Origin of the sequence: Methylobacterium sp. WL19 (assembly GCF_008040005.1) — a bacterium.
In the GTDB taxonomy this organism is placed as follows: Bacteria; Pseudomonadota; Alphaproteobacteria; order Rhizobiales; family Beijerinckiaceae; genus Methylobacterium; species Methylobacterium bullatum.
On the sequence record NZ_VRVC01000033.1, the window covers coordinates 1 to 24,906 of the forward strand.

Sequence of the window (24,906 nt, forward strand, 5' to 3'; positions counted from 1 at the left end):
ACTCCCAGGCGCAGGTGGCGCAGGGCACGCCGGGCGCCGAGGCCGTGGCGGCCTGCGCGCGCCGTTTCCGGTCCTACGACGCATCGAGCGGCACCTATCTCGGCAATGACGGCGCGCGCCACGCCTGCCCATGACCGCCGCATCCCCGCAACGGGGATGCGTCAGCCCGTAACCCCGGTCAGGCCGTCAACGACCTTGGCGGCCATGATCAGGCAGAAGCCGGCGAGAAGCGCGATGCCAAGCACGCCCAGGACGATATCGGACGTGCGCGGCTCCCCGCCTTGGTGACTAGCGAAAGCGAGTTGCTTCTAGGGTCGTCTACGGGTCGTGACACGTTGCAAGGCAGGCCTCGAAGGCTTGAGGTAATCAAGATCGACCGATCCTCGGTCAGGATGCGTAGGCGAAGGATAGGCAGAGCACGACGAAGCATCCGAGGGTGGCGAGGCCGACCGCATGGAAGCGGCTCGCCAAGGCATCGACGCCGTTGTCGTTGGCCGGTCCCGGAAGCTTCCGCGGCCAGCCTCGCCACTTGCGGCAGGCCGAGGGAGCCTGGTGCAAGGGCCTTTCGGGGTTCGGGCCCGGCTCAGGTTGGCAGCACATGGTCCGACGACCGGGCGCGGACCTGGCCCGGGGCAAGGTCGGCCGCCAAAAGCCCTCCGCCGTATCGGGCCCAGTCCTCGACTGACGGCTCAGATGACGCCGCCGTTCCGCCGACACCGTCGACCGATGGCGAGGCTGGAGGCCGCCGCCGGAGCGTGCGGACCAGACGTGCCGTTCGACCCATCGCTTCCTTCATGGCGCTCCTTGTCGGCTTGACCGAGGAAGCTCCGGACCCGACCGTCGCCGTAGTACGACCCGGACGCCTGGAACCATGGTTTGGACTTCGTATGGTACCGAAACGTTTGCAAGCCGCGTCGGCAGGGCGTCCCAGGGGCCGTCAGGTTTATCCCGACAAGACTGCGGGCTTCTCTGACTGAACGGCCGCCTTCGGCGACACAGATGATTCTCCGAGCCGGAGAGGTGACCCCAGATTCAAACACTGGACGAGCCTCTCCTCCGTCACGCGTGGCCCTCTCGGAGCAGACCCATGAAACGCATCGCATTCGCCCTTGCGGCTGTATCGAGCCTCGTCCTATTCGCCCCGTCGAGCGAGGCGCGTCCCTTCGGGCGCGGACACGGCTTCCACGGGCATCACGGCGGCTTCGGCGGGCATCACGGCTTCGGCGGCTTCCGGGGGCACCACGGCTACCGCGGCATCGGCTTCCGGTCGCACCACCGTGGGTTCGGGGGCTATCGCGGGATCGGCTTCCGCCATGCCCGTTACGGCTACGGGCGCCACTACGGCCGCTACGGCTACCGGCGCGGCTATCGCGGGTTCGGCCTCGCGGCGGGTCTTGGCCTCGGTCTTGCCGCCGCGGCCGTCCGGCCGGCCTATTACAGCGCCGGCTACGGCCGTCCGTACGGTTACGGCTACGGGTATGGCTACGCCCCGGTCCGCTACGGCTACGGCCGTCCCTACCTCGGCTGCGGCTTCTGAGACGCACGGGCGGGGGCTCCGAGCCGGGGTTCCTCGTCCGCCTCACGGGGAGCCGGCGCTGCGCCCCCGCCACGGTCAAGCCCGTTCGGCTCCGTCGCTTGTCGGGATTGCCCTGACACGCGTCGGTAAGATCGGCAGGAGCGGGCGGAAAAGCTTGTCGGTCGCCGCGATCCGGGCGCTACTCGGGTGTGCCGAGGACGCCTCGGAGCAGCGAAAGGGCAATACCCGATGATCATGGAAGTCATCCGGCAGGGAGCCAGGGCCCGCACCACCGGCCGACCCAGGGATGCCTGTCCCTATCCCGCCGAATCCCGCGAGCGTCGGGCCTGGTTCGAGGGCTTCGACGGATCGGCATGGGAGCCGGGCACGAGGGTGTCACACCCGGCCATCGCCTCGAAGGCCGCGGCGTTGGCACGCGACGTCGGCGGGACACCGGGTCTGGCGGCAGCCTCCGCGTAGGGATCCCGGCACCGAACTCGGAGACCGGGAGGCAATGGGCTAAGGACCGCGGAACCGTACGCCCGGAAGCATCCGAGGCAAGAAAGCGGTTCGAGTGCCCGTCGCATGACCACCCGGAATGAAGCCTCCCCCGGCCCGACCGGCCAGCCCCGGCTGGACCGCGGCAACCGCCGGACCTTCGTCGCGCTCGCGGTGGCGGCGGCCATCCCAGTGCTGTTGCTCAGCGGCTGGGTCGCCACCCTCATGGCCCAGCAGCAGCGCGATCTTACCCGCGGCGCGGCCGTGGCCAGCGCGACGCGGGTCGCCGAACGCGTCGCCTCCGACATCGCCGCGCAGGTCGCCGTCCTCGAAGCCGAGGCCGCGTCCGCCACCCTCGACAAGCCGGACCTCGCCGCTTTCTACGCCGAGGCCGAGCGGCTCAAGGAAGGGCGCCCCCTCTGGGAGACCGTTGAGCTCGCCGGACCGGACGGGCGCCAGATCGTCAACCTGCTGCGCTCTCTCGACGACGAACTCGGGCCCACGGCCGACCGCGGGAGCTTCGACGCCGTCGTGCGCACCCGTCGTCCCGTGGTCGGCGGCATCGGTCCCGTCGGCGCGGTCTCGGGCAAGCGTCTCGTCGCCCTGAGGGTGCCGGTCACCAGGGATGGCGAACTTCGCTACATCCTCACGGTCGGTCTCGCCAACGACGCGGTCAGCTCGATCCTGCGCGACGCCGGTGCACCGGACGGTTGGGTCGGGACCATCGTCGACGCCGACGGCAACACCATCGCCCGAACCCGCGCCGAGGCCGAGGAACTCGGCCAACCGGCCGACGCCGCCCTGCAGGCCGCGATCCGGCGCGCGCCGAACGGCTTCTACACGGGTTCAACCCTGGAAGGTTCGAACGTCGAGGTCGTCTACCGCACGCTGAAGGACACCGGGGGCTGGTCGGTTCATTTCGGGTTGCCGGCCGCGACGCTGAACGCCCCGGTCCTGCGCTCATACCTCGTCCTGGCCGGCGGCAGCGTCCTCAGCATCGGCCTCGCCCTGGCGCTGGTCGGCCTGGTGGGCCGCGACATGGCCCAACGGCGGGCGGGCGAGCGGGCCCGGTTCGCCCTGGCGCTCAGGTCGAGCGAGGAGCAGGGCGCCGTGGCGGCCGAGGCGGCGGAGCTCGGCACGCTGCGATGGGACACGTTCCGGCAAACGGTGACCGGCTCGCCGCGCGCGGCTTATCTCCTTGGCTGGACGACCACCGTCGTGCAGGAGGGCGAGACCGAGGCCGCCGCCGGCGCGGTGACCGAGGCGATCCACCCGGATGACCGCGCCCGGCTCGCCGACGACCTGCGCTGGAGCCTGGCGGACGGGGCGACCCTCGACGTCGAGTTCCGCGTCGTCGGTTCGGACCCCGAGCCGCGCTGGGTCCGACTGACCGGCCGGGCGCCTCGCCTTCACGAGGGCGCCGCCGGCCTGGTCTACGGCGTGGTCTCCGACATCGAGCCGCGCAAGCGGGCCGAGGCCGAGCGCCTCGAACTCCTTCGGCGCCTTGGCGAGGCGCAGGAGAACGAGCAGCGCCGGATCGCGCGTGAGCTGCACGATCAGGTCGGCCAGACCGTGACCGGCCTATCGCTCGGCCTGAAGGGGCTGGAACGGCTGCTCGAAGCGCGTGAGATGTCACTGGAGGCCGAGCGCCAGGTCCAGTGGCTGCAGGAGCTGGCCGGTGAGATCGGACGCGACATCCACCGCGCCGCCGTCGACCTCAGACCGACGGCCCTCGACGACCTTGGCCTGCGCGAGGCCCTTGCCACCTTGTTGCGCGAGTGGGGCCAGCGCCACGGCGTCCGCGCGGACCTGGAGTTCCTCGGCGAGCCCGGTCGGGTTCCCGCCGCCACCGAGAGCGCCGTCTACCGGATCGTTCAGGAGGCCCTCACCAACGTCCTGAAGCATGCGCGGGCCGCGACCGTCAGCGTGTCGGTCGATCACCGTCTGAGGGAGATGCGGGTGATCGTCGAGGACGATGGCATCGGCTTCGATCCCGAGGCCATTACGCGCCACCCTGCGGACGGGTCGCCGGCCAAGTCGCGCCTTGGCCTGTCCGGCATCCGCGAGCGCCTGTCCCTCCTCGGCGGTACGCTGACGCTGGAATCCTCACCGGGCGTCGGCACCACGTTGTTCATCACGATACCCGTTCCACAGGTTGCCTGACGCATGAATGACCTTCCCACGAACCGGATCCGTGTCGTCCTCGCCGACGACCATCCCGTCGTCCTCGCCGGAATCCGGGCGCTGCTGAATGCCGATCCCTGGCTTGAGGTGGTGGGCGAGGCCACGAACGGGGGGGAGGCGCTACCGCTGATCCGCTCCGTGGCACCCGACGTCGCCGTGATCGACGTCTCGATGCCCGGCCTCAACGGCCTCGAACTGACGGAGCGCCTCACGGGGGAGTGCCCCGGGACCAAGGTCCTCGTTCTTACGGTCCACGAGGACGCCGCCTACGTCCAGCCGCTGCTGAAGGCCGGCGCCCGGGGCTATCTTCTGAAGCGCTCGGCGGCCGAGGACCTGCTGCGGGCGGTCCACGCCGTCGCGACGGGCGGGGTCTACCTCGACCCGTCCGTCGCCGGTCATGCGCTGGGGGAGAACTCCGCGGCGGCGGCGGGGCCCAGGCCGACCGAGACCGGCGAGGCGCTCAGCCCACGGGAGACGGAAACGCTGCGCCTGATCGCGCAGGGCCTCAGCAACAAGGAGATCGCGCGACGCTTCGAGGTCAGCGTGAAATCGGTCGAGACCTATAAGGCCCGGGCGGCCGAGAAGCTCGGATTGCGGTCGCGTGCCGAGATCATCCGCTACGCCGCCTCCCACGGTTGGCTCGACGCGCTCACGCTGAGGTAGCCCGGCACGCATCGGAGTCATCATGCCGTCGTCGACTGCGTCAGAGCAGCCATCGGATGCGGTGGGCACCTCGTTCACGTCCTCGGTGTCGGAGGTTTCGCCCAGGAACCCGAAGCCGCCCTACGTCTTGTCGACGACAAGATAAAAACCTTGAGGAAACGCTCATGAGAACTATCGCCCTCGTCGCCGTGGCCACCCTCGCCCTGGCCGTGCCGGCCCTCGCGGCCCCCTGCAACACGGGCGCCACGCGCTCCAAGGACCCAACGCCGGACCACGTGAACCCGAAGAGCTCGGACGTCGACAAGTCCAGCAAGAACCTGGCCGGCGGCCCCCAGCCGGCTTCGCCGGGTACGGTCGGCGCCATGAACAACGTCGGCACCAACCAGATGGTCGGCGAGAAGCCGGGCACCGAGGCGAAGAACGACCAGGGCAACGGCGTGGGCACGTCGAGCAAGAACCTCGCCGGCGGTCAACAGCCGGCCTCGCCGGGCACGGTCGGCGCCATGAACAACGCCGGCGCGAACCAGGGCCTTGGCAAGGACGACAACTGCTAAGGCACGCCGTCTGATCGAAACCAACCCACCGGGCCCGCCGAGCACTGCCGAGGCGGGCCCTTCCTATGTTTGCCCCTCGTCATCGAAGACCCTGGCGGCCAAGGACCCGAACCGCCAATGACTCTTCATGACCTGTTGGCATTCCCGAGCCCCAGGGGGTGCCATGAAACCGAGCGTGCCGCGTCCGAGGTTACATGTCGCCCTGACTTAACGGTGGTCCCGCCGTCGCGTGTCCTGTCGCGGGTCTGCCCGCCATGCCTCTGATGAGCGCGCGGACGCTCTCGGCCACCGGACTCCTTGCGGCCCTGGCTTTCGCCGTGTCCCTTCCAGAAGCCTTGGACTGGCCCGCGCGGGCGGCCATGCTGGCCTTCGGCGGGGCCGCCATCCTGTGGGTCCTGACCGGGCTCAGCGCGGCCTACGTCGCCGTCGCCGCGGCCGTGTCCCTGGTGGCGGTCCGGGCCGTCGAGCAGCGAGCGCTGATCGAGGGCCTCGGCTCGAAGGTGGTTTGGCTGGTCATCGGCACCTTCGTGCTCGGCGCGGCGGTTGAGAAGAGTGGACTCGCGGGCCGGCTCACCGCCCTGATCGCCGGGCGCGGGACCAGCGTCGGCGGGCTGATGTGGCGCCTGACGTTCGGCATCGTCCCGCTCGCCTTCCTGATCCCCTCCACCTCGGGGCGGGCCACGGTGCTCCTGCCGCTGCATCGCAGCCTGACCGAGGCCGACGACGACCCGCGCCTCGCCAAGGCCATCGGCCTGCTGATCCCCGCGCTCATCGCGCTCTCGACGATCTGCAGTCTTACCGGCGCCGGCTCGCACCTCGTCACCGTCGACCTGCTTGAACGGCTTTCTGACCAGAGCATCGGCTTCGGGCAGTGGATGCTCTGGGGACTGCCCTTCGGCGTTGCCGCCTGCCTGATCACGACATTCCTGATCGGCCACCTGTTCCTCGACGCCGAGACCCGGGCCCGGCAGGTCGCAGAGATCGAGGCGTCGTCAGGCCCCTTGTCCGCCAAGGAGTGGCGGGCCGGGGCGGTGGTGCTCGCCATGCTGGGTCTGTGGCTGACGGAGGGCTATCATCCCTTCGGCATCGCCACCGTGGCGGTCGTCGGCGCGGTGATCCTGACGATGCCTGTCATCGGCGTCCTCGACTGGGAGGACGGTGTGAAGGCCGTGAACTGGTCGCTCGTCCTGTTCATCGCGGCCTCCCTCGTGCTCGGCCGCGCCCTGATCTCGACGGGAGCCGCGAAATGGCTGATCGGCTCCGCGCTCTCAGCGAGCGGCCTTGGGGCCGACAGCCCGACCCTCCCGATCCTGCTCGGATTGACGGCGCTCAGCCTGACGGCGCACCTCTACATGGTGTCCCACACCGCACGGGTGGTGGCGCTGCTGCCGCCCCTGCTACTCCTGGCGGACAAGCTCGGCCTCAATCCGGTCGCGGTCGCCTTCCTGGCGAATGCGGGCATGGATTACTGCCTCACCCTGCCGGTCTCCTCGAAGGCGCTGCTGATCTTCCAGGGCGAGGAGCGCCCGGCCTGGACCTCGACGGACCTGCTCAAGCTGGGGGCACTGCTGGCACCCGCCTATGCGGCGCTGATGATCGCCGCCTACTACGTCTTCTGGTCGCATACCGGCTTGGCGCTCAGATAATCCGACGTTGTGCAGCCGACGCTGGGCCGAGACCGTGCCTGTTCCTAAACGGATGCCGGGGAGAACGGGGCCGCAACGGCGTGGAAGTGGCGGTGACGCGCTTCGAGGTCGGCGAGGTCATTGGGATCTGCGACGTCGCGCCGAGCAGCGGCGATCACGAGGTCCGCGTGCCGGGCGAGTTCGGCGGTCCGGTCCTTGAGGCGCTCCACCTCGGCGACGCGGGTGAGGACGTCGAGCATGCGGGCAAGCACGTGCACCGACCCGGCGGCGTTCTGGCGGATCATGTGGAACATGGCATCGCACAAGCCTTCGTAATCAGTTACCGGCACGGTCAGGGCCACCCGGCGGTCCCGGACCACGGCACCGGTGGGCAGATGGCGCGACGCCACTCGGCATAAGGCGTCGCCGAGGTGGTCGACGACGCTGCCGGCCGTGAAGGGGTCGTTGATGCCCGGGGACAGGGCCCGGACCGCAACCTCGACCAGTTGCCGGATGGAGTATTCCAGGTCCTGCAGGGCGGCCGGGCGGTGCCCAAAGGTCAGCGAACGCCGGAGGGCCGCCTCCGCATCCTCGATCCCGGCGGAGAGGAACGCGACGGGGAACCCGCTCGGCACGTAGTCGCCGGGTCGAACCCGCAGGACGACGGTCGCGCCGTGCTCCTGCGCCCAGTCGGCCAGCCCGCCCTCGTCCACGGCCTGGAGGTAGCCGCTGGCGTCGATGGAGACCCCGCCGGCGGTGGGCAGGCGGTCCGGGACCGTCATGCCGGCCGCGTCGCAGGTCCGCGCCGCCACTGCGGCGCAGAGGTCGCCGTGGACCGCGTCGACGACGGTCTCGACGTTGATGCTGGCGGCGATGTGGTGGACGAACCAGACCAGGGTCGCGAGCGAGAGCAGCGCCAGGAGCATGGCCCCCGTGATCGCGAGGTGCGGGACGAAGGGGCTCTCCTGCACCGTGCGCACTGTGCGCAGGACCATGAGCGCGTAGGCGAAGGTGCCAAGGAAGATGCCTAGGACGATCTGGTTGCGGGCGTCGCGGGTGAAGTTGCGCAGCAGGCGCGGGCCCATCTGGCCGGATGCCAGCGTCAGGGCCGCGATAGTGATGGAGAAGGTGGTGCCGGCGACCCCGATGGTCGAGGAGGCCACCGCGCTCAGGAGCGCCCGGGCCCCCTCGGCACCGCCCGAATAGCCCCAGTTCTGGTCCGGCGAGGAGGCGTCGTACCCGGCGACATGGGCGGTCTCCAGCCAGATCCCGAGTTGGGCGAGGCCAATGCAGCCAAGCACGATCAGGGCGGGCCGGAGCCAGAACTGATCGCCGAGGGATTCGATCCAAGCTCGAAAACGTGCCCTCATGCCGGCTCGCCCTTTCTTTCCGAACCCGGGTCTTCGCGGTCCTTGCGTTGGACGTCGTCACGGTCCTCGCTCAGCACATGCCAACGCGCACGCGGCGGGTTTTTACCGGCGGGCCAGCCCTCGCGCTGGCTCTTGCGGTCGCCGTCCGTCGCCTCGGTCTGGTCGTGCAGGAGAACCTGGCTTGTGGGGTAAGGCAGGTCGATGCCGGCTGCGGTGAGCGCGTCCTTGACGTTCGAGATGGCGTGGTCGAGGGCGTCGACCGCGTCGCGCCGCCGGGGCGGGTCGATCCAGAACCGCGCCGTCATGTCGACACCGGCGGCCCCGAGGCCCGTGACCAGCGCCTCCGGGGCTGGGTCGGCCAGGACCCCTTCGGTCCCGCGCAGGGCCTCGACGATGACGAGGCGCGCCTCCTTCATGTCGTCCCCGTTTCCGATGGTCAGCGGGAAGGCGAGCCGGCGCTTGTCGTGCGCGGTGATGACGGTGATCTTGTCGACGAACAGCGTGGCGTTCGGGATCAGAACGCGTTGGTTGTCGTAGGTGCGCAGCACCGTCGCCCGCACCCAAACGTCCTCGACCGTGCCCTCGTGCGAACCGGCCCGGATCTGGTCGCCGATGACGAAGGGGCGGGTCAGCAGGATAAGGATGCCGGCCAGCAGGTTCTGCAACACGTCGCGGAAGGCGAAGCCGATGGCGACGCCACCGATGCCGAGGAGGTTGAACAGGTCGGCGGCGGAGACGGAGGGGAAGGCAACCGAGGCCGCCACCAGGAACGAGACCAGGATGGTCATACCGCCCGCGATGCGCCCGAGCACCGAGGCGGAGCCGGGCGAAGCCTCCCGCAATGTAGCGGCACGGCGAACGGCTGCGCGGACCCCGCGGGCGACAAGCAGCCCTAACCCGAACAGCACGAGGGCGACAGCCAGCCCCGGCAGGAGGGCGGCGGCCGAACGGCCCAGCCCTTCGAGGCGCCCGAGCGCTTCCGAGAAGATCATGGGAACCCTTGGGTCATGGGAAAGCCGCCGGTGGCGGGCGTGCCATCCGGCGGCGTCTCAGGGGGCTTTCGCGCAGTCACGGACCGCGCAGGCCCGTTGCGGTGAGATCAGCGACGCGGGCCGCCGGACGTCCCGCCGTATTGCTGCCCGCTAGCCCCGCGCGAAGGCATGCTCGCGTTGCCGCGGCTGGCCGAGCCTTGCCGCATACGGTGCTGGCGCATCATGCGATGACGACGCATCTCACGCCGGGTCATGCGGACCTGCACGAGTTCACCGCCATCCGAGGCCGTCACGCCGGAGGCGTTCATGGGCAGGGCGGAGGACGGCAGGCTGAAGGCGCAGAGGCCGAGGCCGGCCAGGAGCGCCGAGGCGAGAATGGGATGCTTCATGGTCATGTCTCCTCTGTCTGCGGGGATCACATCTTCTTCTTGGAATATTCGAACTTCGGCGCGTTCTTCAGGGTGTCCTTGTCGGTGTCGGCATGGACCATCCACTTGCCGTCCTTATTGTTGATAGCCAGCGAAGACGGGTCGAGCACGACGTAGCTCTCGCCGAGCCCGAGGAAGCCGCCGACGCTGACGACGACGCCGGTGAGTGTCTTGCCGTTCTCGATGACAAGGTCCTCGACCTCGCCCACCGTCTCCTTCTTGTTGTTGTAGACAGTGGTGCCGACGAGTTTAGAGGACATTACATCGGCGGGCTTTACGGTCATGAACTTCAGCTTCACCGTCGCCGTGTCGGCCATCTTCATCCCCATGTCGGAGGACGCCGGCATCGCGGTACCGGGAGTGGGCGCAGCGGGGACCGGAGTGGTCTGGGCCACGGCAGGCAGCGACAGGCAGGTGAGCGCGAGGGCGGCGGCGAGGGTGCGATGTGACAAGGGGATCTCCTGGAAGGGGGCCTGAACGGACGGGACTGCCCGCGCGGCCTGGACGGCGATCGACCAACGCTTGGTCAACCGGTTCGTAGGTCCAACGCGCCCGTTCAGGAAACGTTCATGTCAATCGACCGGCGTACAGCATAGAATAGGCTAAGCCGTTTGGCCCACAGATTTTCCCGTGGGACGGATGATCCTGATATCAAGGGCGGCATCACCGCGCATTTTCCGAAATGAACACCTATATCTCGGAAATGACCTGAAGCCGCGTCTTGGAATTCATGACTTTATCGTGATCCGTCTTTTGAAACTTATGGACAAATCGATGCGTATGGGTGGCATGAGCCTCGGTTTCCGAAGCTTCATCTCACCTATAGGATTTCCCATGATGCGCTTGAACTTGAACGCCGCCCTCCTCGCCATTGGTCTTACCGTGGCCGCTCCCGCCCTCGCCCAGACCTCCCCAATGGTTGGCGGTGCGCCGATGATGGCCGACAAGACCATCGTCGAGAACGCGTCCAAGGCCAGCAACCTCACGACCCTCGTCGCCGCCGTGAAGGCCGCGGGTCTCGCCGACACCCTGAGCGGCAAGGGCCCGTTCACGGTCTTCGCCCCAACCAACGACGCCTTCAAGAAGCTGCCCGCCGGTACGGTCGACTCGCTCCTGAAGCCCGAGATGAAGAAGACCCTGACGGGCGTGCTCACCTACCACGTCGTCCCGGGCAAGCTCGACGCCAAGGAGCTGATGGCCAAGGCGAAGATGGGCGGCGCCGATGCCAACCTGAAGACGGTCGAGGGCCAGGTCCTGACCGTGAAGATGGACGGCAACCGGCTGTCGTTGATCGACCAGAAGGGCGGCGGCGCCTTCGTCGAGCAGGCCGACGTCAACCAGTCGAACGGCGTCGTGCACGTCATCGACAGCGTGCTGATGCCGAAGTAACCGAAAAAACAGCCGCCCTACCTCCGCCAGCGGGGGTGGGGCGGTCCAGGAAGCGTTCCACCAGGTCGGCGTGTGCGCCTCTGGCAGGAACTAAAGTCGGCGGGCAACGCTTCGGTTCGACAACCTCGACGCCCAGGCGTCTGACCGGAACCCCGCCGATGCACGCCTCGGACCTCCCCCGCCCTGCAAGGGGCTGCTCCGCCTCGCGCCTCGCCGGCCCCCTTGCCGTCATCCTCGGCCTCGCCCTCGCGGGGCCAGCCGCGGCGCAGTCCGCAGGTAGCTCCATCGACCAACCCACGCCCGGTACGCTCCCATCGGGAACGTCGACCACGAAGGGATCGGACGCCGCGCGCCACCAGGGCACCGGCGGGGTCGCGCCGCCGAGCGCGATCCAATCCTCGACGGACGTCATGCAGTCCGAAGGCTCTGTCCAAGGCAAGGACCAGGGCGGTCGAACCAACCCGATCCAGCACCTCCCGAAGGACATGCGCTGAGGCGCGCGCCTGCCGGTCGAGATGACGAGCCCCGGCTCGATGGGCCGATGGCCCGGACACCCACTGCCCATCGGTGGGGGTCGCGACAAGGACTTCCGTGATGTTCTTCGATACCTGGTCCGGCCTGCTCAGGGTCGTGGTCGTCGCCCCCCTCGCGTACATCGCCCTGATCCTGTTCCTCAGGATCTCGGGCAAGCGCACCCTGACGAAGCTGAACGCCTTCGACCTCGTGGTCACGGTCGCGCTCGGCTCGACGTTGTCGTCCATCATCCTGACGAAGTCCGTCGCGTTGCTGGAGGGCGTCCTTGCCCTCGCGACCCTCATCGGCCTGCAATACGCGATCACATGGTCGAGCGTGCGCTCCGCCCGGGTCCGGTCTCTGGTCAAGGCCGAGCCGACCCTCCTCGCGCACAAGGGGCATCTCGTCGAGGGCGCGATGCGCCGCCAGCGCCTGACCCGGGACGACGTCCTCTCCGCCCTGCGTTCGGAAGGGCTGGATGACCTCTCCCAGGCTGCGGCGGTGGTTCTGGAGACCGATGGCTCTATCAGCGTGCTCAAGTCGCTCTCCGGCCGCGAAGACGGCTTGGATGGGGTGCCGCCGCGCGAGAGTGACCGACCCAATCCGGGCCGCCCGTGAGATCTCTCGTCCGCTACGCGCTCCTCGTCCTCGCGGTGGTCCTATCGACCGCGAGCATGATCCCGCTGGTGCCTACCGAGTGGTGGTGGGTGCGCCTGCTCGACTTCCCGCGTCTGCCCTTCGCCCTGGGATTGCTCGCGGTCGGCCTCGGCCTCCTGTTCTTTTTCCGGGAATCCCCGAGATCGACGGCGTCGACGCTGGCCCTCGTGGCGGTCGCCCTCACCGTCGATGCGTGGGTGCTTCGGCCCTACCTGCCGACCGGGGGCCTGAGCGTCGACGCCTGTCCCGCCGAGCGGCGGCTGTCCGTAATGGTCGCCAACGTGCAGCTCGGGAACCGAAAGGCCGCCCCCCTGGTCGAAGCCGTCGCGCGGGTCGAGCCGGACCTGTTCCTCGCGATGGAGACTGACGCCTGGTGGGACGAGGCCCTGAAGCCCGTACTCGTGGCGATGCCCCATGCCCTCCAGCGGATCACGGGTTCGTATTACGGCATCCACCTGTACTCCCGGCTGCCGCTGGTAAACGGGAGCATCCGGCACCTCGCGGGTCAGGACACCCCGGCCATCGTCACCGGCGTCACCCTGCGCACCGGCGAGACCGTCGACTTCGTCGGCATTCACCCGAAGCCCCCGCAAGCCTGGCAATCCGCACGCGGACGGGATGCCCAGCTCTACGCGGCGGCTGAGGTGCTGCAAGCGCGGGTCGAGCCCGGCATCCTCGCCGGCGACCTCAACGCCACGCCCTGGGAGATCGCAGTCGAGCGCATGGCGAGACTGTCGGGATTGATCGATCCCCGTCGCGGCTACGGCTACGTCGCGACCTGGAACGCGAAGGCGTGGTGGATGCGCTGGCCCCTCGACCACGTCTTCTACGGAGGCGGGTTCGCGACGGTGTCCGTCGAGCGCCTCGACGCGTTCGGATCGGACCACTTCCCCTACCTCGTCCGCCTCTGCCGTCAGGCCGGGGAAGGTGCGAAGGCTCCACCCGAGCGGGATGCGGACGATGTCGCCACGGCCAACGCGGTGCTTGCTTCGGCGGGCGCGACAGAACGGCTGGGCTCGCGTTGACGACCATCACCCATCGACAGGTCCCGGCAGTCTCTCGCTGCGCGGGCGGGGAGCGCCCGTGATCTCCATCTTCGACCTTGCCGCGATGCTGCTGACCCTCTCGGCCCTGTTCGGCTGGTTGAACCGCCGGTTCCTGCGGATGCCGCACACCATCGGCCTCCTGGTGATGGGGCTTGCCGCCTCGCTGGCCCTCGTCGGCCTCGACCTCGCCTTCCCGGCCCAGCACCTCTACGAGGACCTTACCAAGGTCCTGCGTCAGGTCGATTTCACCGACGTGGTGATGAACGGCATGCTGGCCTTCCTGCTGTTCGCCGGCGCCATGAGCCTCGACCTTCGCACGCTGCGCGACCGGGCCTGGGCCGTGGCGACGCTGGCACTCCTCGGCACCCTGATCTCCACGGCCCTCGTCGGCGGCGCGTTTTGGCTAGCGGCCGACCTCGTCGGCCGGCCCATCCCGCTCGCGTGGGCGCTCGTCTTCGGCGCGCTCATCAGCCCGACCGATCCGGTGGCGGTGTTGGCGACCCTGAAGAACGTCAAAGTCCCCGAGACGCTGGAGGTCGAGATGCAGGGCGAGGCCCTGTTCAACGACGGCGTCGGCATCGTACTGTTCACCGTCCTCGTCGCCTTTGCGGCCGGGACCGGAGGCGAGGCCACCAGCGCCACCGGCATCTCCTGGCTCCTCCTGCAGGAAGCTGGCGGCGGCCTCCTCCTCGGGGTCGTCACCGGCTACGTCGCCTACCGGGCCATGCGAACCATCGACGACTTCCCCGTCGAGGTGCTGATCACCCTGGCGCTCGTGGCCGGAACCTACGCGCTCGCCCAGAAGCTTCATGCCAGCGGTCCCCTCGCGGTGGTCGCGGCCGGGCTGCTGGTCGGGGATCGGGCTCCGCGCGACGCGATGAGCGAGCGGACCCAAGGCTACGTCTCCGCCCTCTGGACGCTCATCGACGAGGTGCTGAACTCGGTTCTGTTCCTGCTCATCGGGCTGGAAGTGCTGGTGCTGCGCTTCGAGACGAATGGATTGATCCTCGCCGCCTGCGCGGTTCCCATCGTCCTCCTGGCCCGACTGGTGGCGGTCTCGACGCCTCTCCTCATCTTTCGCTGGGGCGGCCACCTTTCCCCCCGCAACGTTCCGTTCCTGACCTGGGCCGGGGTGCGCGGCGGCATCTCGGTGGCGCTGGCGCTCTCCATTCCCGAGAGCGACGCCAAGCCCGCGATCCTGGCGGCGACCTATGCGGTGGTGCTCTTCACCATCATCGTCCAGGGCTCCACCCTCGGCATGGTGGCGCGGCGCACGCTGCGGGAAGGCTGAGAACGAGGTACCGATGGCCGAGACGAGACTTCGATGCCAATGCCTTCCGCACGCCTATCCAGCATGGCGATTTCGATGAGGCTTCCGCGCCGCATGGCTAAGGTCGCACGTAGCCCCTCGACGGCCTCCTGACGCCGCATGTCGCTGACCTACCGTATCCTCCTGCTCGTCCTGCTGGCGCTCGCGCCGGCCCTGGCCATCCAGGGCTACAACGAGTGTGCACTGCGCGCCTCGCGCGACGCGGTCATCCGCGCCGACACGATGGCCACCGCCCGTACCGTCGCCGAGGATGTCGCGCAGGTCGCCGAGAACGTGCGCCAGGCCCTCGACTACGTCGCCCAGGACCCCTCTGTGCGCAGCCTCGATTCCTCCGGCTGCACGGAGTACTTGCGCCGCGCGGCCGCGAACTCGGCACATCTCGCGCTCGTCGCGCTCACCCTTCCGGACGGAACCGTGGTCTGCAACAGCGTCGGCTCGGCACCGGGCGCCTACACGAATGCCGAACGCGCCTATCACAGGCGCGCCATCGCCCGGGACGGGTTCGCCATGGGCAACTACGTCAGGGGCACCGCGACGGGACGGTCGTCCCTGCACTTCGCAAAGCCCCTTAAGGACGCCGATGGGCGAACCGTCGGCGTGCTGGTCGCGGCCATCGACCTCGACTGGTTCTCGCGCCACCTGCAGCGGAACCTGCGCCTGCCAAGCACTTCCGTCACGGTGGCCGACGAGGACAGGACCATCATGGTCCGCTACCCGGACGGCGAGCCGTGGATCGGCAAGCCCATACCCGAGGAACGTCAGCGCATCCTGATGGAACGCGGCGAGGGCGTCCGGGTCGACCTGGGCATCGACGGGCGCGAGCGCGTGCTCGCCAACGCGCATCCTGCGGGACCGGCCGCCGCGGCCTGGATCACGGTCGGGCGGGACCGCAAGACCGCCTATGCCGACATCGACGCGGCGACCCGCAGGGGAATCGTGCTGATCGCGCTCGGGGCCGTCCTCGCCATCGCCGCGGCGCTGGTGGCCGGCCGGCTCTTCATCCGGCGGCCCGTCGACCGCCTCCTTCGGACTGCCGCAGCCTGGCAGTCCGGTGACCTGTGCGCGAGGACCGGCCTCCGGGGACCGGACGAGTTCGGCCGGCTAGGGACGAAGCTGGATGGCATGGCGGCCAGCCTGCAGCGCAACGAGACGGAGCTCCGCGAAGAGGTCCGCAACGGCCGGGAAATGCAGGAGCGGCAGGTTACGATGCTGCACGAGCTGAACCATCGCGTGAAGAACACGCTCGCCACGGTTCAGGCGCTCGCACGGCAATCGACCCGCGGCGGCGACGCCCCCGGCGAACGGCTTGAGGCGCGCATACTGGCCCTGTCCAAGACCCACGACCTGCTAACGCGGGACGACTGGTCGGGCGCCGCGTTACGGTCTGTGTTGGAGAGCGAGCTCGGTCCCTATCGCGGCGGCGACAACGCCTTCGTGTTCGATGGTCCCGATGTCGACCTGCCGCCGCGGCATGTCCTCTCCCTCGGCATGACGCTGCACGAGCTCGTGACGAACGCGGTCAAGCACGGGGCGCTGTCGGTGGCGGGCGGCGGGATCCGGGTGCGCTGGTCGGTCTTGGCCGCTGCCGGGGGCGCGGGTCGCCTGAGGCTCGATTGGACCGAGACCGGCGGCCCGCCGACTTCGCCCCCTGCCCGGCGAGGGTTCGGCACGCGTCTGATCACGGTGAGCGTGGAGAGCGAACTCGACGGCACGGTCTCGATGGACTTTGCTCCGACGGGCCTTCGCTTCTCCTTCGACGTGCCGCTGGGACCGGTGGGGGCGGCGCATCTAAGCCCTCTCGCGACCGTCCATTGATATGTATACGGATGCTTTCGCGGAGCTACGCGCGACACCATCTGGCCGCTGATACAGCCTCACGAAGACAATGGATGCTATGAGGGGCAAGACCGACGGTGGCGAGAAGGTCAAGGCGCGCAAGGACGTCGCGCTGGCCGCTTACGATATCCTCGATACGCCCGGGGAGGCCGAGTTCGACGACATCGTGAGGGTGGCATCCGAGACCTGCGGCATGCCCGTATCCCTGATCTCGCTTCTTGATCGGGACCGCGACCGCCAGTGGTTCAAGGCCGAGACCGGCTTCGGGCAGAGCGAGACGCCCCTCTCCCAGTCGATTTGCGCCTATACCGTGCGGCAGGACGACGTGTTCGAAATTGAGGACCTGACCCTCGACACCCGAACGGCGAACAACCCCCTGGTGACGGGCGGACCGCAGGTCCGCTTCTATGCCGGCGCCCCGCTCCGGACCGCGGACGGCGTCGCCCTCGGGGCGCTGTGCGTTCTCGACACAAAGCCGAACAAGCTAACGGCCTCGCAGGCGTTCGTGCTGCGCACGCTGGCACATCAGGTTGTTACCACCCTGGAGCTGCGCCGTTCGCTCCGGCTGCGGAAAGAGAGCGACCGTCGCAACAAGGCCATCCTGGAGAGCGCGGTCGATTACGCCATCGTTTCCCTGGACCTCGACGGCATGGTGACGAGCTGGTCCCCGGGTGCTGAGCAAATCCTCGGATGGGACGAGGCGGAGATGTGCGGCAAGCCCGCACACGTGTTCTTCACCGAGGAGGACGTCGCCGGTGGCGTACCCGAAAGGGAGATGGGGGCGGCGCTTCTGCACGGGCGCGGGGCCGACGAGCGCTGGCACGTGCGCAAGGACGGCAGCCGCTTCTGGGCCAACGGCGAGATGATGCCGCTGCGCGACGAGGACGGGCGGCACGAGGGCTTCATCAAGGTCCTGCGCGACCGCACGACGCAACGTAACGCCGCCGCCAAGGAGCAGGCGGACGCCGCCTTCATGCGCGGGGTGCTGTCGTCCTCGGCCGATTGCATTAAGGTGCTCGACCCCGACGCCCGGCTGACCTTCATGAACGAGGGAGGCTTGTCGGTGATGGAGGCCGACGACTTCAATCAAGTGAAGGGCTGCGACTGGACCGGGTTCTGGCAGGGACAGGCCCAGGCGGACGCCAAGGCGGCGTTCTGGACGGCGCTGGCCGGCGGCACCGGGCACTTTCAGGGACCGGCGGAGACCCTGAAGGGTAAGGCGAAGTGGTGGGACGTACAGGTCACTCCCATCCGCGGACCGGACGGCCGGCCCGAGCGGCTGCTGGTGGTCTCGCGCGACGTGACGGCCCAGCGCGCCTCCGAGCAGCGCATCGTCGAGAGCGAGCAGCGCTGGCGCGGCCTGTTCGAGGGCATGCAGGAGGGGTTCTTCAGCGGCGAGATCCTTCGGGATGCGGATGGACGGGTATTCGACTACCGGTTCGTCGAGATCAACCCGGCCTTCGCCGCGCATTCCGGGCTCAAGGTGGAGACCGTGGGACGCACCGTGCGCGAGGTGATCCCGGGCATTCCAGGCTGGGTCATCGAGACCTACGCACGGGTGGTCGACACCGGCGTCCCGGAGGTCTTCGAGATCACGGTGCCCGAACTGATGCGGACATTCGAGGTCCGCGCCTATCGCGAATCCGAAAACCGCTTCGCCGCGATGTTCATCGACGTCTCCGAGCGGCGGCGCGCCGATGCGAGGCGAGCGGCCCTCGCGGAACTCGGTGACCGCCTGCGCAACACCGGCGACCGCACGGAGATCGCCCGGGTGGCGGCGGAGATCCTCGGCCGCACGCTTGGACTGTCGCATGCCGGATACGGCGACGTGGACCATGACCGTGAGACCATCGCCGTCGGGGAAGGTTGGTCCGCCCCGGGCATCCCGGGCATCGGAGGACTGCACGGGTTCCGGGACTACGGCACCTACATCGACGGCCTGAAGAACGGCCACGCCGTGATCATCGACGACGTCACCGAGGATCCGCGCACGGCCGGGGACGCCGGAGCCCTAGCGGCCATCCACGTGCGCTCGCTGCTCAACCTGCCCCTGATGGAGCACGGGCGGTTCGTGGCGCTGCTGTTCGCGCTCAAGGCCGAGCCGTACGCCTGGAAGCCCGAGGAAGTCAGCTTCGCCAGCAATATCGCGGACCGGACCCGCGCCGCGCTGGCCCGGATCGAGGCGGAGGAACGCCAGCGCACACTCAACCTGGAACTCGGCCACCGCATGAAGAACATGCTGGCGATGGTGCAGGCCATCGCCACGCAGACCATGCGCAACGCCACGGACGTCAACACCGCCAAGGACGTCCTCGCTGGCCGCCTGATCGCCCTCGGCAACTCGCACGACCTGCTTCTCGGCGGCGAGGTCGGCGCGGCCCCGATCGGCTCCGTGATCCGGGGGGCGCTGAGGACCCACCAGGACAACCCCGGGCGCTTCGTCGTCGAAGGGCCGACCTTCACCGTCGGCGCGAAGGCGGCGATGTCGCTGTCGCTGATCCTGCACGAGCTCGCGACGAACGCGGCCAAGTACGGCGCGCTTTCCACGGCCGAGGGGAAGATCTCCGTGGCCTGGGAGGTGCGGCAGGAGGCGGATGAGCCCTACTGCGCCCTGCGCTGGTCGGAGGAAGGCGGCCCGTCCGTCGAACCGCCGAAACGGACCGGGTTCGGCACGCGTCTCATCGGACGGGGCCTGGCCGGCAGCTTCGGGGGCGAGGTCGATCTGTCCTACCCTGTCACCGGCGTGGTCTGCACCATCGACGCCCCGCTGCGCGGCCTGCAGGCGGAGGACACGCCTCCGCCATAGCATCAAGCCATGGGGACCTAGCGAGACGTTCCCACAAAGGCCCTATGGAGACGATGGAGCAGCTCTCCGAGCCTCCGGGAAGGCGGTTGTGACGGCACGGCGTCGTACATCGCGCGCAACGTCCTGCCGAGGTTCTTCTCGCTGGCGTTCGCCGGGGACGCGTAAACCCGGTCGCTCTCTATGAAGGGCATGGATTTTTCGGTCTCGCCGTCCGACATGTGATGGCCCGGATCGCTTCCGAGGCGCAGTGCGCCTGCCCCTCCGGCTCCATCCGAGCGTGCATGGAGCTAATGGTTCCCTATGATAGGACAACCCTGGGCAGCGGCATGCCGGATCATTCGGAAGGGTCCAGTGTTTCGGATGCGTTTTCGATGGACAAACATGGCGCGGTCGCCGAGGGACGTCGGCCGGTCCCGGATCGGTCGATCCCATTTCCATAACTCCGATCCGACCCGTTCGCGTCGGTAGCGTCGCTATCGCCTGCGGAGCCTTCCCCCATCCCTTCCCGCCGGAACGAACCCGGCTCATGTTTTCGGAGGAAGCAGCCATGAGCGAGCCGACGGCCCCTGCCACGACCGCTCCCGACGCAGCCGACTTCATCAACCTGGCCGACACCCTGCCGCAGATGGCCTGGATCGCGGACGCGAACGGTGACATCTTCTGGTACAATCAGCGTTGGTACGAATACACCGGCACAACCATCGATTCCATGAAGGGCTGGGGCTGGAAGGCCGTCCACCATCCCGATCACGTCGACCGGGTCGTCGAGCGGATCTCGCGCGCCTTTAAATCCGGCGAAGCCTGGAACGACACTTTTCCCTTACGCGCCGCCACCGGCGAGTACCGCTGGTTCCTCTCGATGGCCAACCCCTTTCGCGACGCGGGGGGAGAGGTCATCCGCTGGTACGGAACCAACACGGACATCACCGACCGCAAGCGCATGGAGGCGCGCCTCGCCAGCAAGGCCCGCGACCTGCGCCGCACCAACGAGGAGCTGGAGCAGTTCGCCTACGTCGCCTCGCACGACCTGAAGGCGCCGCTGCGCGGCATTGAGAACCTCGTCGGCTGGATCGAGGAGGACCTCGAAGGTTCGCTGACCGGCGACGTCCAGACCAACATGGAGCTCCTGAAGAGCCGGGTCCGGCGCCTGGAGAGCTTACTCGACGACCTGCTGGCCTACTCAAGGGCCGGACGCGCGGACGTGGCCTTCACGCAAGTCGACACCAAGGCCCTCGTCGAGGAACTCGCCGTCCTGGTTAGCCCGCCGGAGGGGTTCGCGATCGCAGCTGCGGATGACCTGCCGACGCTGAATGCCGCGAAGGCCCCCCTAACCCAGGCGCTCCAGAACCTCATCGGCAACGCGATCAAGCACCACGACCATCCGGGGGACGGTCGCGTCCGGGTCGATGCGCACTCCATGGGCGATATGGTAGAGTTCGTCGTGACGGACGACGGTGCCGGCATCCCCGAGCAGTTCCGCGAACGCGTGTTCGGCATGTTTCAGACCCTGAGGCCACGCGACGAGGTCGAGGGGAGCGGCATGGGCCTGGCCATCGTCAGGAAGCTCGTCGAGCGTCAGGGTGGCAAGGTCTGGCTGACCGAGGGCCGGGAGGGGCGTGGCCTCTCGGTCCATTTCACGTGGCCGAAGGACGGCGCGAAGGGGGGAACTGATGGGTTCGACGGTTAACCTGCTGCTGGTCGACGACGACGAGGTTGACGTCCAGGGGCTGAAGCGTGCCTTCAAGAAGAGCAAGATCGGCAACCCGATCACGGTCGCCCGCGACGGCATCGAGGCGCTGGAGTACCTGCGAGGCCAGAACGGCAAGGAGAAGCTACCGAAGCCTCACCTCATCCTGCTTGACCTCAACATGCCGCGCATGAACGGCATCGAGTTCCTGGAGGAGATCCGGGCCGACGAGGATTTGCGCACCGCCGTGGTGTTCATGATCACCACCTCGAAGGCGGACGAGGACCGCATGCGGGCCTACGGGCACAACGTCGCCGGCTACATCGTCAAGCGGGACCCGGCCAACACCTTCATGGAGGCGGTCTCCATGCTGGAGCACTTCTGGAAGGTGGTCGAGTTCCCACAATAGGGTTCGGCACCCTAGTGGAATCCCCCACACGCATCCTGCTGATCGACGACGACGCCGTCGACCGGACATCCGTGCGCCGCGCCCTGAAGAAGTCGGGGCTCGCGCACGACCTGACCGAGGCGCCCGACGGCACAACCGGCCTGCGCCTGGCGCGGGAGGGGGCGTTCGACTGCATCCTGCTCGACTACCGACTGCCGGACGTCGACACCTTCGACCTGCTGGCCTCCCTCCTCGCCCTTCCGGGTGAGGGGCACGCCGTGCTGATGCTGACGGGTGAGGCGGACGAGGACTTGGCGTTCCGGTTGATGCGCGCCGGTGCCCTCGATTACCTCGACAAGGCGGAGGCAACGCCGTCGAGCCTTGCACGCGCGATCCGGTACGCGGAGGCTCGCCGCGGCTTCCAGATCGAACTCGACGAATCCCGGCGCGAGGCCGAGGCGAAGTCGCTGGAGCTCGATACTCTGAACCGGCAGAAGACCCTGCTGTTCTCGATCATCGCGCACGACTTGCGTAATCCCTTTCAGGCGCTGCTGGGGCTGTCCGAGGTGCTCGGGAAGGCGGTAGCCTCGCGGGACCATGCCTCCATCGAACGCCGGGCCAAAGGCATTAACGACGCCGCCACCCAGGCCTACTCCCTACTGGAAAGCCTGTTCTCCTGGGCGAGCCTGCAGATGGACACGATGGCGGTCACCATTACCGACGTCGAACTAGGGATAGTTGCTTCCGAGGTAATTCAGGGCTGCGCCGAGGCGGCGACCGACAAAGGGTTGACCCTGACGGTCGCCTGCGACGGCATCAAGGTTCGGGCGCAGCGCGACATGCTCGCCACGGTCCTGCGAAACCTCGTCAACAACGCGGTCAAGTTCACGCTTCCCGGCGGGACCATCACGGTCACCGGCTGGCACGATGGCGACGCCGTCGAGATTTCCGTCACGGACACCGGGGTCGGCATGCCTCCGGGCAAGGTCGACGACCTGTTCCGCCTGGACCGGCGCACGACCACGAACGGCACCGCGGGCGAGCGCGGCAGCGGCCTCGGGCTCCTGCTCTGCCGCGACCTCGTCGAGCGCCAGGGCAGCGCGCTCACCGTCGAAAGTGCCGTGGACAAAGGAACGACCTTCCGGTTCCGCTTACCTGCCGTAGACCCGAGCCCAAGGTCCCTGGCGGTTGCCTGAGGTCCGCCCCGATGTGAAGCGTATCCAAGCATACCATGCGTTGCCTTGATCATCCCAGTAACCGCTCTTGCCAACGGGCCCTGATCGCACAGGGTCGGCGAGTAGCCGATGTCGGGGGCGTTCGGCAGATCCTCGATCTCGACTGGAGCGACGGTCTCCGGCACCGAGCGTCCGGGACGGGTGGGTTCCTGCCAGCCCGCTTCCGGTCGGAGCACCGCAGTCGCAGACATTCGTTCGACAGATATGGCTTGAGGGCTCAGAGCCTTGTCGTCAGGTCTGTCAGCCAGGCCGGCGAAGCGTTTACTAAACCGGTCTCCAGCACCTTGTCGTAACCGGCCACGATGGTCATGCCGGTGACGATCAGAATCAATCCAAGCGTCACCTTCAGCCCCTTGCCCAGACCTATCATCCGGTTTCGCCAACGCATCAGCACCTCGCGTGACAGGGTGCCGATCAGCAGGAGCGGTAGGGCGGCACCTAAGCCGAACAGCAGCATGGTCAGGGCGACGACGCCAAGGTCGCGTCCTTGGGAGGCGAGCAGGGATGCAGCGCCAAGGGTCGGTCCAACGCAGGGGCTCCACACCGCGCCGAGGAGCAGGCCGACGCCGAATTGACCGGGCAGGCCTGCGGTTGAGAAGCCGCCGAACCGGTTCTCTGTCCAGTCGCTCATCGGGCCGGCGGCCACGGCCAGCCGGGTCTGGGCCGCCGGGACCGTCAGGATCAGCCCGACAAGGATCAGCATGATGGCCGCCCCGGTCCGGAAGATGCCGGCATCCAGGCCGATGGCGAAGCCGACGGTCGCCACGAACAGGCCGTTGATCACGAAGGACAGCGCCAAGCCGACGGCAAGCGCCGCCGGGCCGAGCCTGTGCTCCGCGGCCGCCGCACCGAGCACCAGCGGCAGCAACGGCAGCACGCAGGGGGACAGCACCGAGAGGATACCGGCGAGGAAGGCGAGGCCCAGGCTCGTGACCATGACGGCTCAGATGGCCTTGTCGAGGAGCGAGGAGATCGCCTCGGGCTTGGTCTCGCCGGCCGAGCGCCCGGTCTCCTTCTCGCCCTTGAAGGTGATGAGCGTGCTCTGCATCGTCGCGCCGAACTGCTTGACCACATCCTTGCGGCTGTCGAAGTCAACGTCGAACACCTGTAGGTCCTTGAACTTGGGGTTGGCTTCGAGCTTCGCCAGGATCGGCTTCTGAGCGGCGCAAGTGGTGCACCACGGAGCGGTGATGTGCACCAGGATCGGCTTGCCGGCCTTCTGGGCAGCCTCGAACAAGGCGGGCGTGTAGGTCATCTCGGCCGCGCCGGCAGCTGTTCCGAACAGCATGGGGGCGACGGTCAAGGCGACGAGCAGGATGCGGCGGGTGGTCATGGATGTTGTTCCCGTGATGGATGGCTAGAGGTGGAAGTCGATGCTCAGTTCGAGACCTGCGTGATCGCCCGGTCGACGTTCACACGGGCGGACCAGTCCTTGGCGCTGTCCTGGCCCTTGAGATCGATGAGGCGGGCGGCGGTGACGTCGACGTTCTTGAAGTCGGCTCCCGCAACGGTCGCGCCGGTGAGGTTGGCCCCCGACAGGTCGGAGCCCATCAGGATCACGTCGGTCAGGTCGGCATCGGTGAGGTCGGCGTATTCGAGGCGCGAACGCCCGAGGTTCGCTCCCTTCAGGTTGGCCCCCTTGAGGTTCACCGAGACGAACACGGCCCGCATCAGGCCCATGGACTGGTTCTTGATGTCGGCGCCGCCCTTGAGGTCGACCAACGTCGCCCCGGCCATGTTGGCGCCCTTGAAATCGCCGATCGGCATCGAACGGCTGAGGTCGGCTCCGCTGAGGTTGGCGTCGCGGGCGGTGATGCCGAACATCTTCGCGCCGACGAGCTTGGCACCGGAGAGGTCGGCCTTGATGAACCAGGCCTGCTCCAGGTTCGCGCCTGACAGGTCGGCGCCGCGCAGGTTGGCCTTGTTGAGCCGGGCGGTGCGCAGGTTGGCACCCTTGAGGTTCAGGCCCGACAGGTCGAGGCCGGCGAGCGCCTTGTCGGAGAGGTCGATAGGCTTGCCGTCCGCCTTGGCGATCAGCGCCTCAACGTCGGCCCGGGTCATCTCGGCCTTCGTCATCGCCGCAGAGCCCATATCGGCTCCCAAGAGCAGGTCCTGCTCGGCATGGGCGGGGGCGGCCAGAAGGACGGAGGCGAGCAGAAGGGGGGCGAGACGGCGCATGGTTTCTCCCG

25 protein-coding genes are annotated in these 24,906 nt (G+C 68.3%); 17 read left to right on the forward strand and 8 right to left on the reverse strand.

The annotated features are described in order from the left end of the window. Window positions 1-134: BA14K family protein (locus FV220_RS08925; RefSeq protein ID WP_147830821.1), on the forward strand; the 134-nt coding region annotated here is incomplete at its 5' end. 253 nt (window positions 135-387) lie between these two features. On the opposite strand, the gene FV220_RS25445 is transcribed toward FV220_RS08925, so the two are convergent. Continuing rightward, the gene (locus FV220_RS25445; protein ID WP_187273364.1) at window positions 388-558 is read right to left on the reverse strand and encodes a hypothetical protein; all 171 of its coding nucleotides are present in this window, start codon (window positions 556-558) and stop codon (window positions 388-390) included. 529 nt (window positions 559-1,087) lie between these two features. Between FV220_RS25445 and FV220_RS08930 the strand changes: the two genes are divergently transcribed. From FV220_RS08930 to FV220_RS08955, 6 genes are all read left to right on the forward strand, one after another. Further along, entirely contained in the window at window positions 1,088-1,537 is a 450-nt protein-coding gene (locus FV220_RS08930) for a hypothetical protein (protein ID WP_147830823.1), read from the forward strand. Window positions 1,538-1,765: 228 nt separating this feature from the next. Beyond that, on the forward strand, window positions 1,766-1,996 hold the full coding sequence (locus FV220_RS08935; protein ID WP_147830825.1) for an Rmf/CrpP family protein: 231 nt from the start codon (window positions 1,766-1,768) through the stop codon (window positions 1,994-1,996). 105 nt (window positions 1,997-2,101) lie between these two features. Then, a complete protein-coding gene (locus FV220_RS08940; protein ID WP_147830827.1) occupies window positions 2,102-4,177 on the forward strand; it encodes an ATP-binding protein in 2,076 nt (691 codons plus the stop codon). Between the two features lie 3 nt (window positions 4,178-4,180). Beyond that, window positions 4,181-4,861: a response regulator transcription factor gene (locus FV220_RS08945; protein ID WP_147830829.1), complete on the forward strand. Its 681-nt coding sequence runs from the start codon at window positions 4,181-4,183 to the stop codon at window positions 4,859-4,861. A 164-nt stretch (window positions 4,862-5,025) separates the two neighbouring features. After that, a complete protein-coding gene (locus tag FV220_RS08950; RefSeq protein ID WP_147830831.1) occupies window positions 5,026-5,415 on the forward strand; it encodes an exopolysaccharide production protein YjbE in 390 nt (129 codons plus the stop codon). 254 nt (window positions 5,416-5,669) lie between these two features. Beyond that, the gene (locus tag FV220_RS08955) at window positions 5,670-7,061 is read left to right on the forward strand and encodes an SLC13 family permease (protein WP_147830833.1); all 1,392 of its coding nucleotides are present in this window, start codon (window positions 5,670-5,672) and stop codon (window positions 7,059-7,061) included. Between the two features lie 44 nt (window positions 7,062-7,105). Here the strand turns inward: FV220_RS08955 and FV220_RS08960 are convergent, their stop codons facing one another. From FV220_RS08960 to FV220_RS08975, 4 genes are all read right to left on the reverse strand, one after another. Next, window positions 7,106-8,410 (reverse strand): DUF2254 domain-containing protein, encoded by a 1,305-nt coding sequence (locus FV220_RS08960; RefSeq protein WP_147830835.1) that lies wholly within the window; start codon window positions 8,408-8,410, stop codon window positions 7,106-7,108. After that, window positions 8,407-9,402 (reverse strand): mechanosensitive ion channel family protein, encoded by a 996-nt coding sequence (locus tag FV220_RS08965; protein WP_147830837.1) that lies wholly within the window; start codon window positions 9,400-9,402, stop codon window positions 8,407-8,409. The genes FV220_RS08960 and FV220_RS08965 overlap by 4 nt, the downstream gene beginning before the upstream one ends. A 107-nt stretch (window positions 9,403-9,509) precedes the next feature. Further along, window positions 9,510-9,791 (reverse strand): hypothetical protein, encoded by a 282-nt coding sequence (locus FV220_RS08970; RefSeq protein ID WP_147830839.1) that lies wholly within the window; start codon window positions 9,789-9,791, stop codon window positions 9,510-9,512. Between the two features lie 26 nt (window positions 9,792-9,817). Next, window positions 9,818-10,240: a PRC-barrel domain-containing protein gene (locus FV220_RS08975; protein ID WP_348642082.1), complete on the reverse strand. Its 423-nt coding sequence runs from the start codon at window positions 10,238-10,240 to the stop codon at window positions 9,818-9,820. 424 nt (window positions 10,241-10,664) lie between these two features. Between FV220_RS08975 and FV220_RS08980 the strand changes: the two genes are divergently transcribed. From FV220_RS08980 to FV220_RS09025, 10 genes are all read left to right on the forward strand, one after another. Then, on the forward strand, window positions 10,665-11,219 hold the full coding sequence (locus FV220_RS08980; protein WP_147830840.1) for a fasciclin domain-containing protein: 555 nt from the start codon (window positions 10,665-10,667) through the stop codon (window positions 11,217-11,219). Between the two features lie 158 nt (window positions 11,220-11,377). Further along, entirely contained in the window at window positions 11,378-11,713 is a 336-nt protein-coding gene (locus FV220_RS08985) for a hypothetical protein (protein ID WP_246689415.1), read from the forward strand. Window positions 11,714-11,813: 100 nt separating this feature from the next. Then, complete coding sequence (locus tag FV220_RS08990) at window positions 11,814-12,350, forward strand: YetF domain-containing protein (RefSeq protein WP_147830842.1); 537 nt, start codon at window positions 11,814-11,816, stop codon at window positions 12,348-12,350. Then, window positions 12,347-13,414 carry an endonuclease/exonuclease/phosphatase family protein gene (locus tag FV220_RS08995; RefSeq protein WP_147830844.1) on the forward strand — a complete coding sequence of 356 codons (1,068 nt, stop codon included), beginning with the start codon at window positions 12,347-12,349 and terminating at the stop codon, window positions 13,412-13,414. The genes FV220_RS08990 and FV220_RS08995 overlap by 4 nt, the downstream gene beginning before the upstream one ends. A 58-nt stretch (window positions 13,415-13,472) precedes the next feature. Continuing rightward, entirely contained in the window at window positions 13,473-14,726 is a 1,254-nt protein-coding gene (locus FV220_RS09000) for a sodium:proton antiporter (protein ID WP_147830847.1), read from the forward strand. Between the two features lie 138 nt (window positions 14,727-14,864). After that, complete coding sequence (locus FV220_RS09005; protein ID WP_147830849.1) at window positions 14,865-16,580, forward strand: HWE histidine kinase domain-containing protein; 1,716 nt, start codon at window positions 14,865-14,867, stop codon at window positions 16,578-16,580. A 70-nt stretch (window positions 16,581-16,650) separates the two neighbouring features. After that, the gene (locus FV220_RS09010; RefSeq protein ID WP_246689416.1) at window positions 16,651-19,407 is read left to right on the forward strand and encodes a PAS domain-containing protein; all 2,757 of its coding nucleotides are present in this window, start codon (window positions 16,651-16,653) and stop codon (window positions 19,405-19,407) included. Between the two features lie 547 nt (window positions 19,408-19,954). Further along, window positions 19,955-21,094: a PAS domain-containing sensor histidine kinase gene (locus FV220_RS09015; RefSeq protein ID WP_147830851.1), complete on the forward strand. Its 1,140-nt coding sequence runs from the start codon at window positions 19,955-19,957 to the stop codon at window positions 21,092-21,094. After that, the gene (locus FV220_RS09020) at window positions 21,078-21,503 is read left to right on the forward strand and encodes a response regulator (RefSeq protein ID WP_018042937.1); all 426 of its coding nucleotides are present in this window, start codon (window positions 21,078-21,080) and stop codon (window positions 21,501-21,503) included. Before FV220_RS09015 ends, FV220_RS09020 begins: the two co-directional genes overlap by 17 nt. Window positions 21,504-21,517: 14 nt before the next feature. Continuing rightward, window positions 21,518-22,678 carry a hybrid sensor histidine kinase/response regulator gene (locus FV220_RS09025; protein ID WP_147830853.1) on the forward strand — a complete coding sequence of 387 codons (1,161 nt, stop codon included), beginning with the start codon at window positions 21,518-21,520 and terminating at the stop codon, window positions 22,676-22,678. Between the two features lie 256 nt (window positions 22,679-22,934). Here FV220_RS09025 and FV220_RS09030 read toward each other — a convergent pair whose 3' ends face one another. Genes FV220_RS09030 through FV220_RS09040 form a run of 3 tightly spaced genes read right to left on the reverse strand, consistent with a single transcriptional unit; the run spans window position 22,935 to window position 24,895 of the window. Then, complete coding sequence (locus tag FV220_RS09030; protein WP_147830855.1) at window positions 22,935-23,654, reverse strand: cytochrome c biogenesis protein CcdA; 720 nt, start codon at window positions 23,652-23,654, stop codon at window positions 22,935-22,937. A gap of 6 nt (window positions 23,655-23,660) precedes the next feature. Beyond that, window positions 23,661-24,050, reverse strand: a complete 390-nt coding sequence (locus FV220_RS09035) for a thioredoxin family protein (protein ID WP_147830857.1) — start codon at window positions 24,048-24,050, stop codon at window positions 23,661-23,663. 44 nt (window positions 24,051-24,094) lie between these two features. After that, a complete protein-coding gene (locus tag FV220_RS09040) occupies window positions 24,095-24,895 on the reverse strand; it encodes a pentapeptide repeat-containing protein (RefSeq protein WP_147830858.1) in 801 nt (266 codons plus the stop codon). Window positions 24,896-24,906: the final 11 nt, after the last annotated feature.

What these genes read in the sequence shown, in the direction of transcription:
- FV220_RS08930 (WP_147830823.1), top strand. Translation starts at nt 1,088, where the DNA reads ATGAAACGCATCGCATTCGCCCTTGCGGCTGTATCGAGCCTCGTCCTA.
- FV220_RS08935 (WP_147830825.1), top strand. Translation starts at nt 1,766, where the DNA reads ATGATCATGGAAGTCATCCGGCAGGGAGCCAGGGCCCGCACCACCGGC.
- FV220_RS08940 (WP_147830827.1), top strand. Translation starts at nt 2,102, where the DNA reads ATGACCACCCGGAATGAAGCCTCCCCCGGCCCGACCGGCCAGCCCCGG.
- FV220_RS08945 (WP_147830829.1), top strand. Translation starts at nt 4,181, where the DNA reads ATGAATGACCTTCCCACGAACCGGATCCGTGTCGTCCTCGCCGACGAC.
- FV220_RS08950 (WP_147830831.1), top strand. Translation starts at nt 5,026, where the DNA reads ATGAGAACTATCGCCCTCGTCGCCGTGGCCACCCTCGCCCTGGCCGTG.
- FV220_RS08955 (WP_147830833.1), top strand. Translation starts at nt 5,670, where the DNA reads ATGCCTCTGATGAGCGCGCGGACGCTCTCGGCCACCGGACTCCTTGCG.
- FV220_RS08960 (WP_147830835.1), bottom strand. Translation starts at nt 8,410, where the DNA reads ATGAGGGCACGTTTTCGAGCTTGGATCGAATCCCTCGGCGATCAGTTC.
- FV220_RS08965 (WP_147830837.1), bottom strand. Translation starts at nt 9,402, where the DNA reads ATGATCTTCTCGGAAGCGCTCGGGCGCCTCGAAGGGCTGGGCCGTTCG.
- FV220_RS08970 (WP_147830839.1), bottom strand. Translation starts at nt 9,791, where the DNA reads ATGAAGCATCCCATTCTCGCCTCGGCGCTCCTGGCCGGCCTCGGCCTC.
- FV220_RS08980 (WP_147830840.1), top strand. Translation starts at nt 10,665, where the DNA reads ATGATGCGCTTGAACTTGAACGCCGCCCTCCTCGCCATTGGTCTTACC.
- FV220_RS08985 (WP_246689415.1), top strand. Translation starts at nt 11,378, where the DNA reads ATGCACGCCTCGGACCTCCCCCGCCCTGCAAGGGGCTGCTCCGCCTCG.
- FV220_RS08990 (WP_147830842.1), top strand. Translation starts at nt 11,814, where the DNA reads ATGTTCTTCGATACCTGGTCCGGCCTGCTCAGGGTCGTGGTCGTCGCC.
- FV220_RS09005 (WP_147830849.1), top strand. Translation starts at nt 14,865, where the DNA reads ATGTCGCTGACCTACCGTATCCTCCTGCTCGTCCTGCTGGCGCTCGCG.
- FV220_RS09010 (WP_246689416.1), top strand. Translation starts at nt 16,651, where the DNA reads ATGGATGCTATGAGGGGCAAGACCGACGGTGGCGAGAAGGTCAAGGCG.
- FV220_RS09015 (WP_147830851.1), top strand. Translation starts at nt 19,955, where the DNA reads ATGAGCGAGCCGACGGCCCCTGCCACGACCGCTCCCGACGCAGCCGAC.
- FV220_RS09020 (WP_018042937.1), top strand. Translation starts at nt 21,078, where the DNA reads ATGGGTTCGACGGTTAACCTGCTGCTGGTCGACGACGACGAGGTTGAC.
- FV220_RS09030 (WP_147830855.1), bottom strand. Translation starts at nt 23,654, where the DNA reads ATGGTCACGAGCCTGGGCCTCGCCTTCCTCGCCGGTATCCTCTCGGTG.
- FV220_RS09035 (WP_147830857.1), bottom strand. Translation starts at nt 24,050, where the DNA reads ATGACCACCCGCCGCATCCTGCTCGTCGCCTTGACCGTCGCCCCCATG.
- FV220_RS09040 (WP_147830858.1), bottom strand. Translation starts at nt 24,895, where the DNA reads ATGCGCCGTCTCGCCCCCCTTCTGCTCGCCTCCGTCCTTCTGGCCGCC.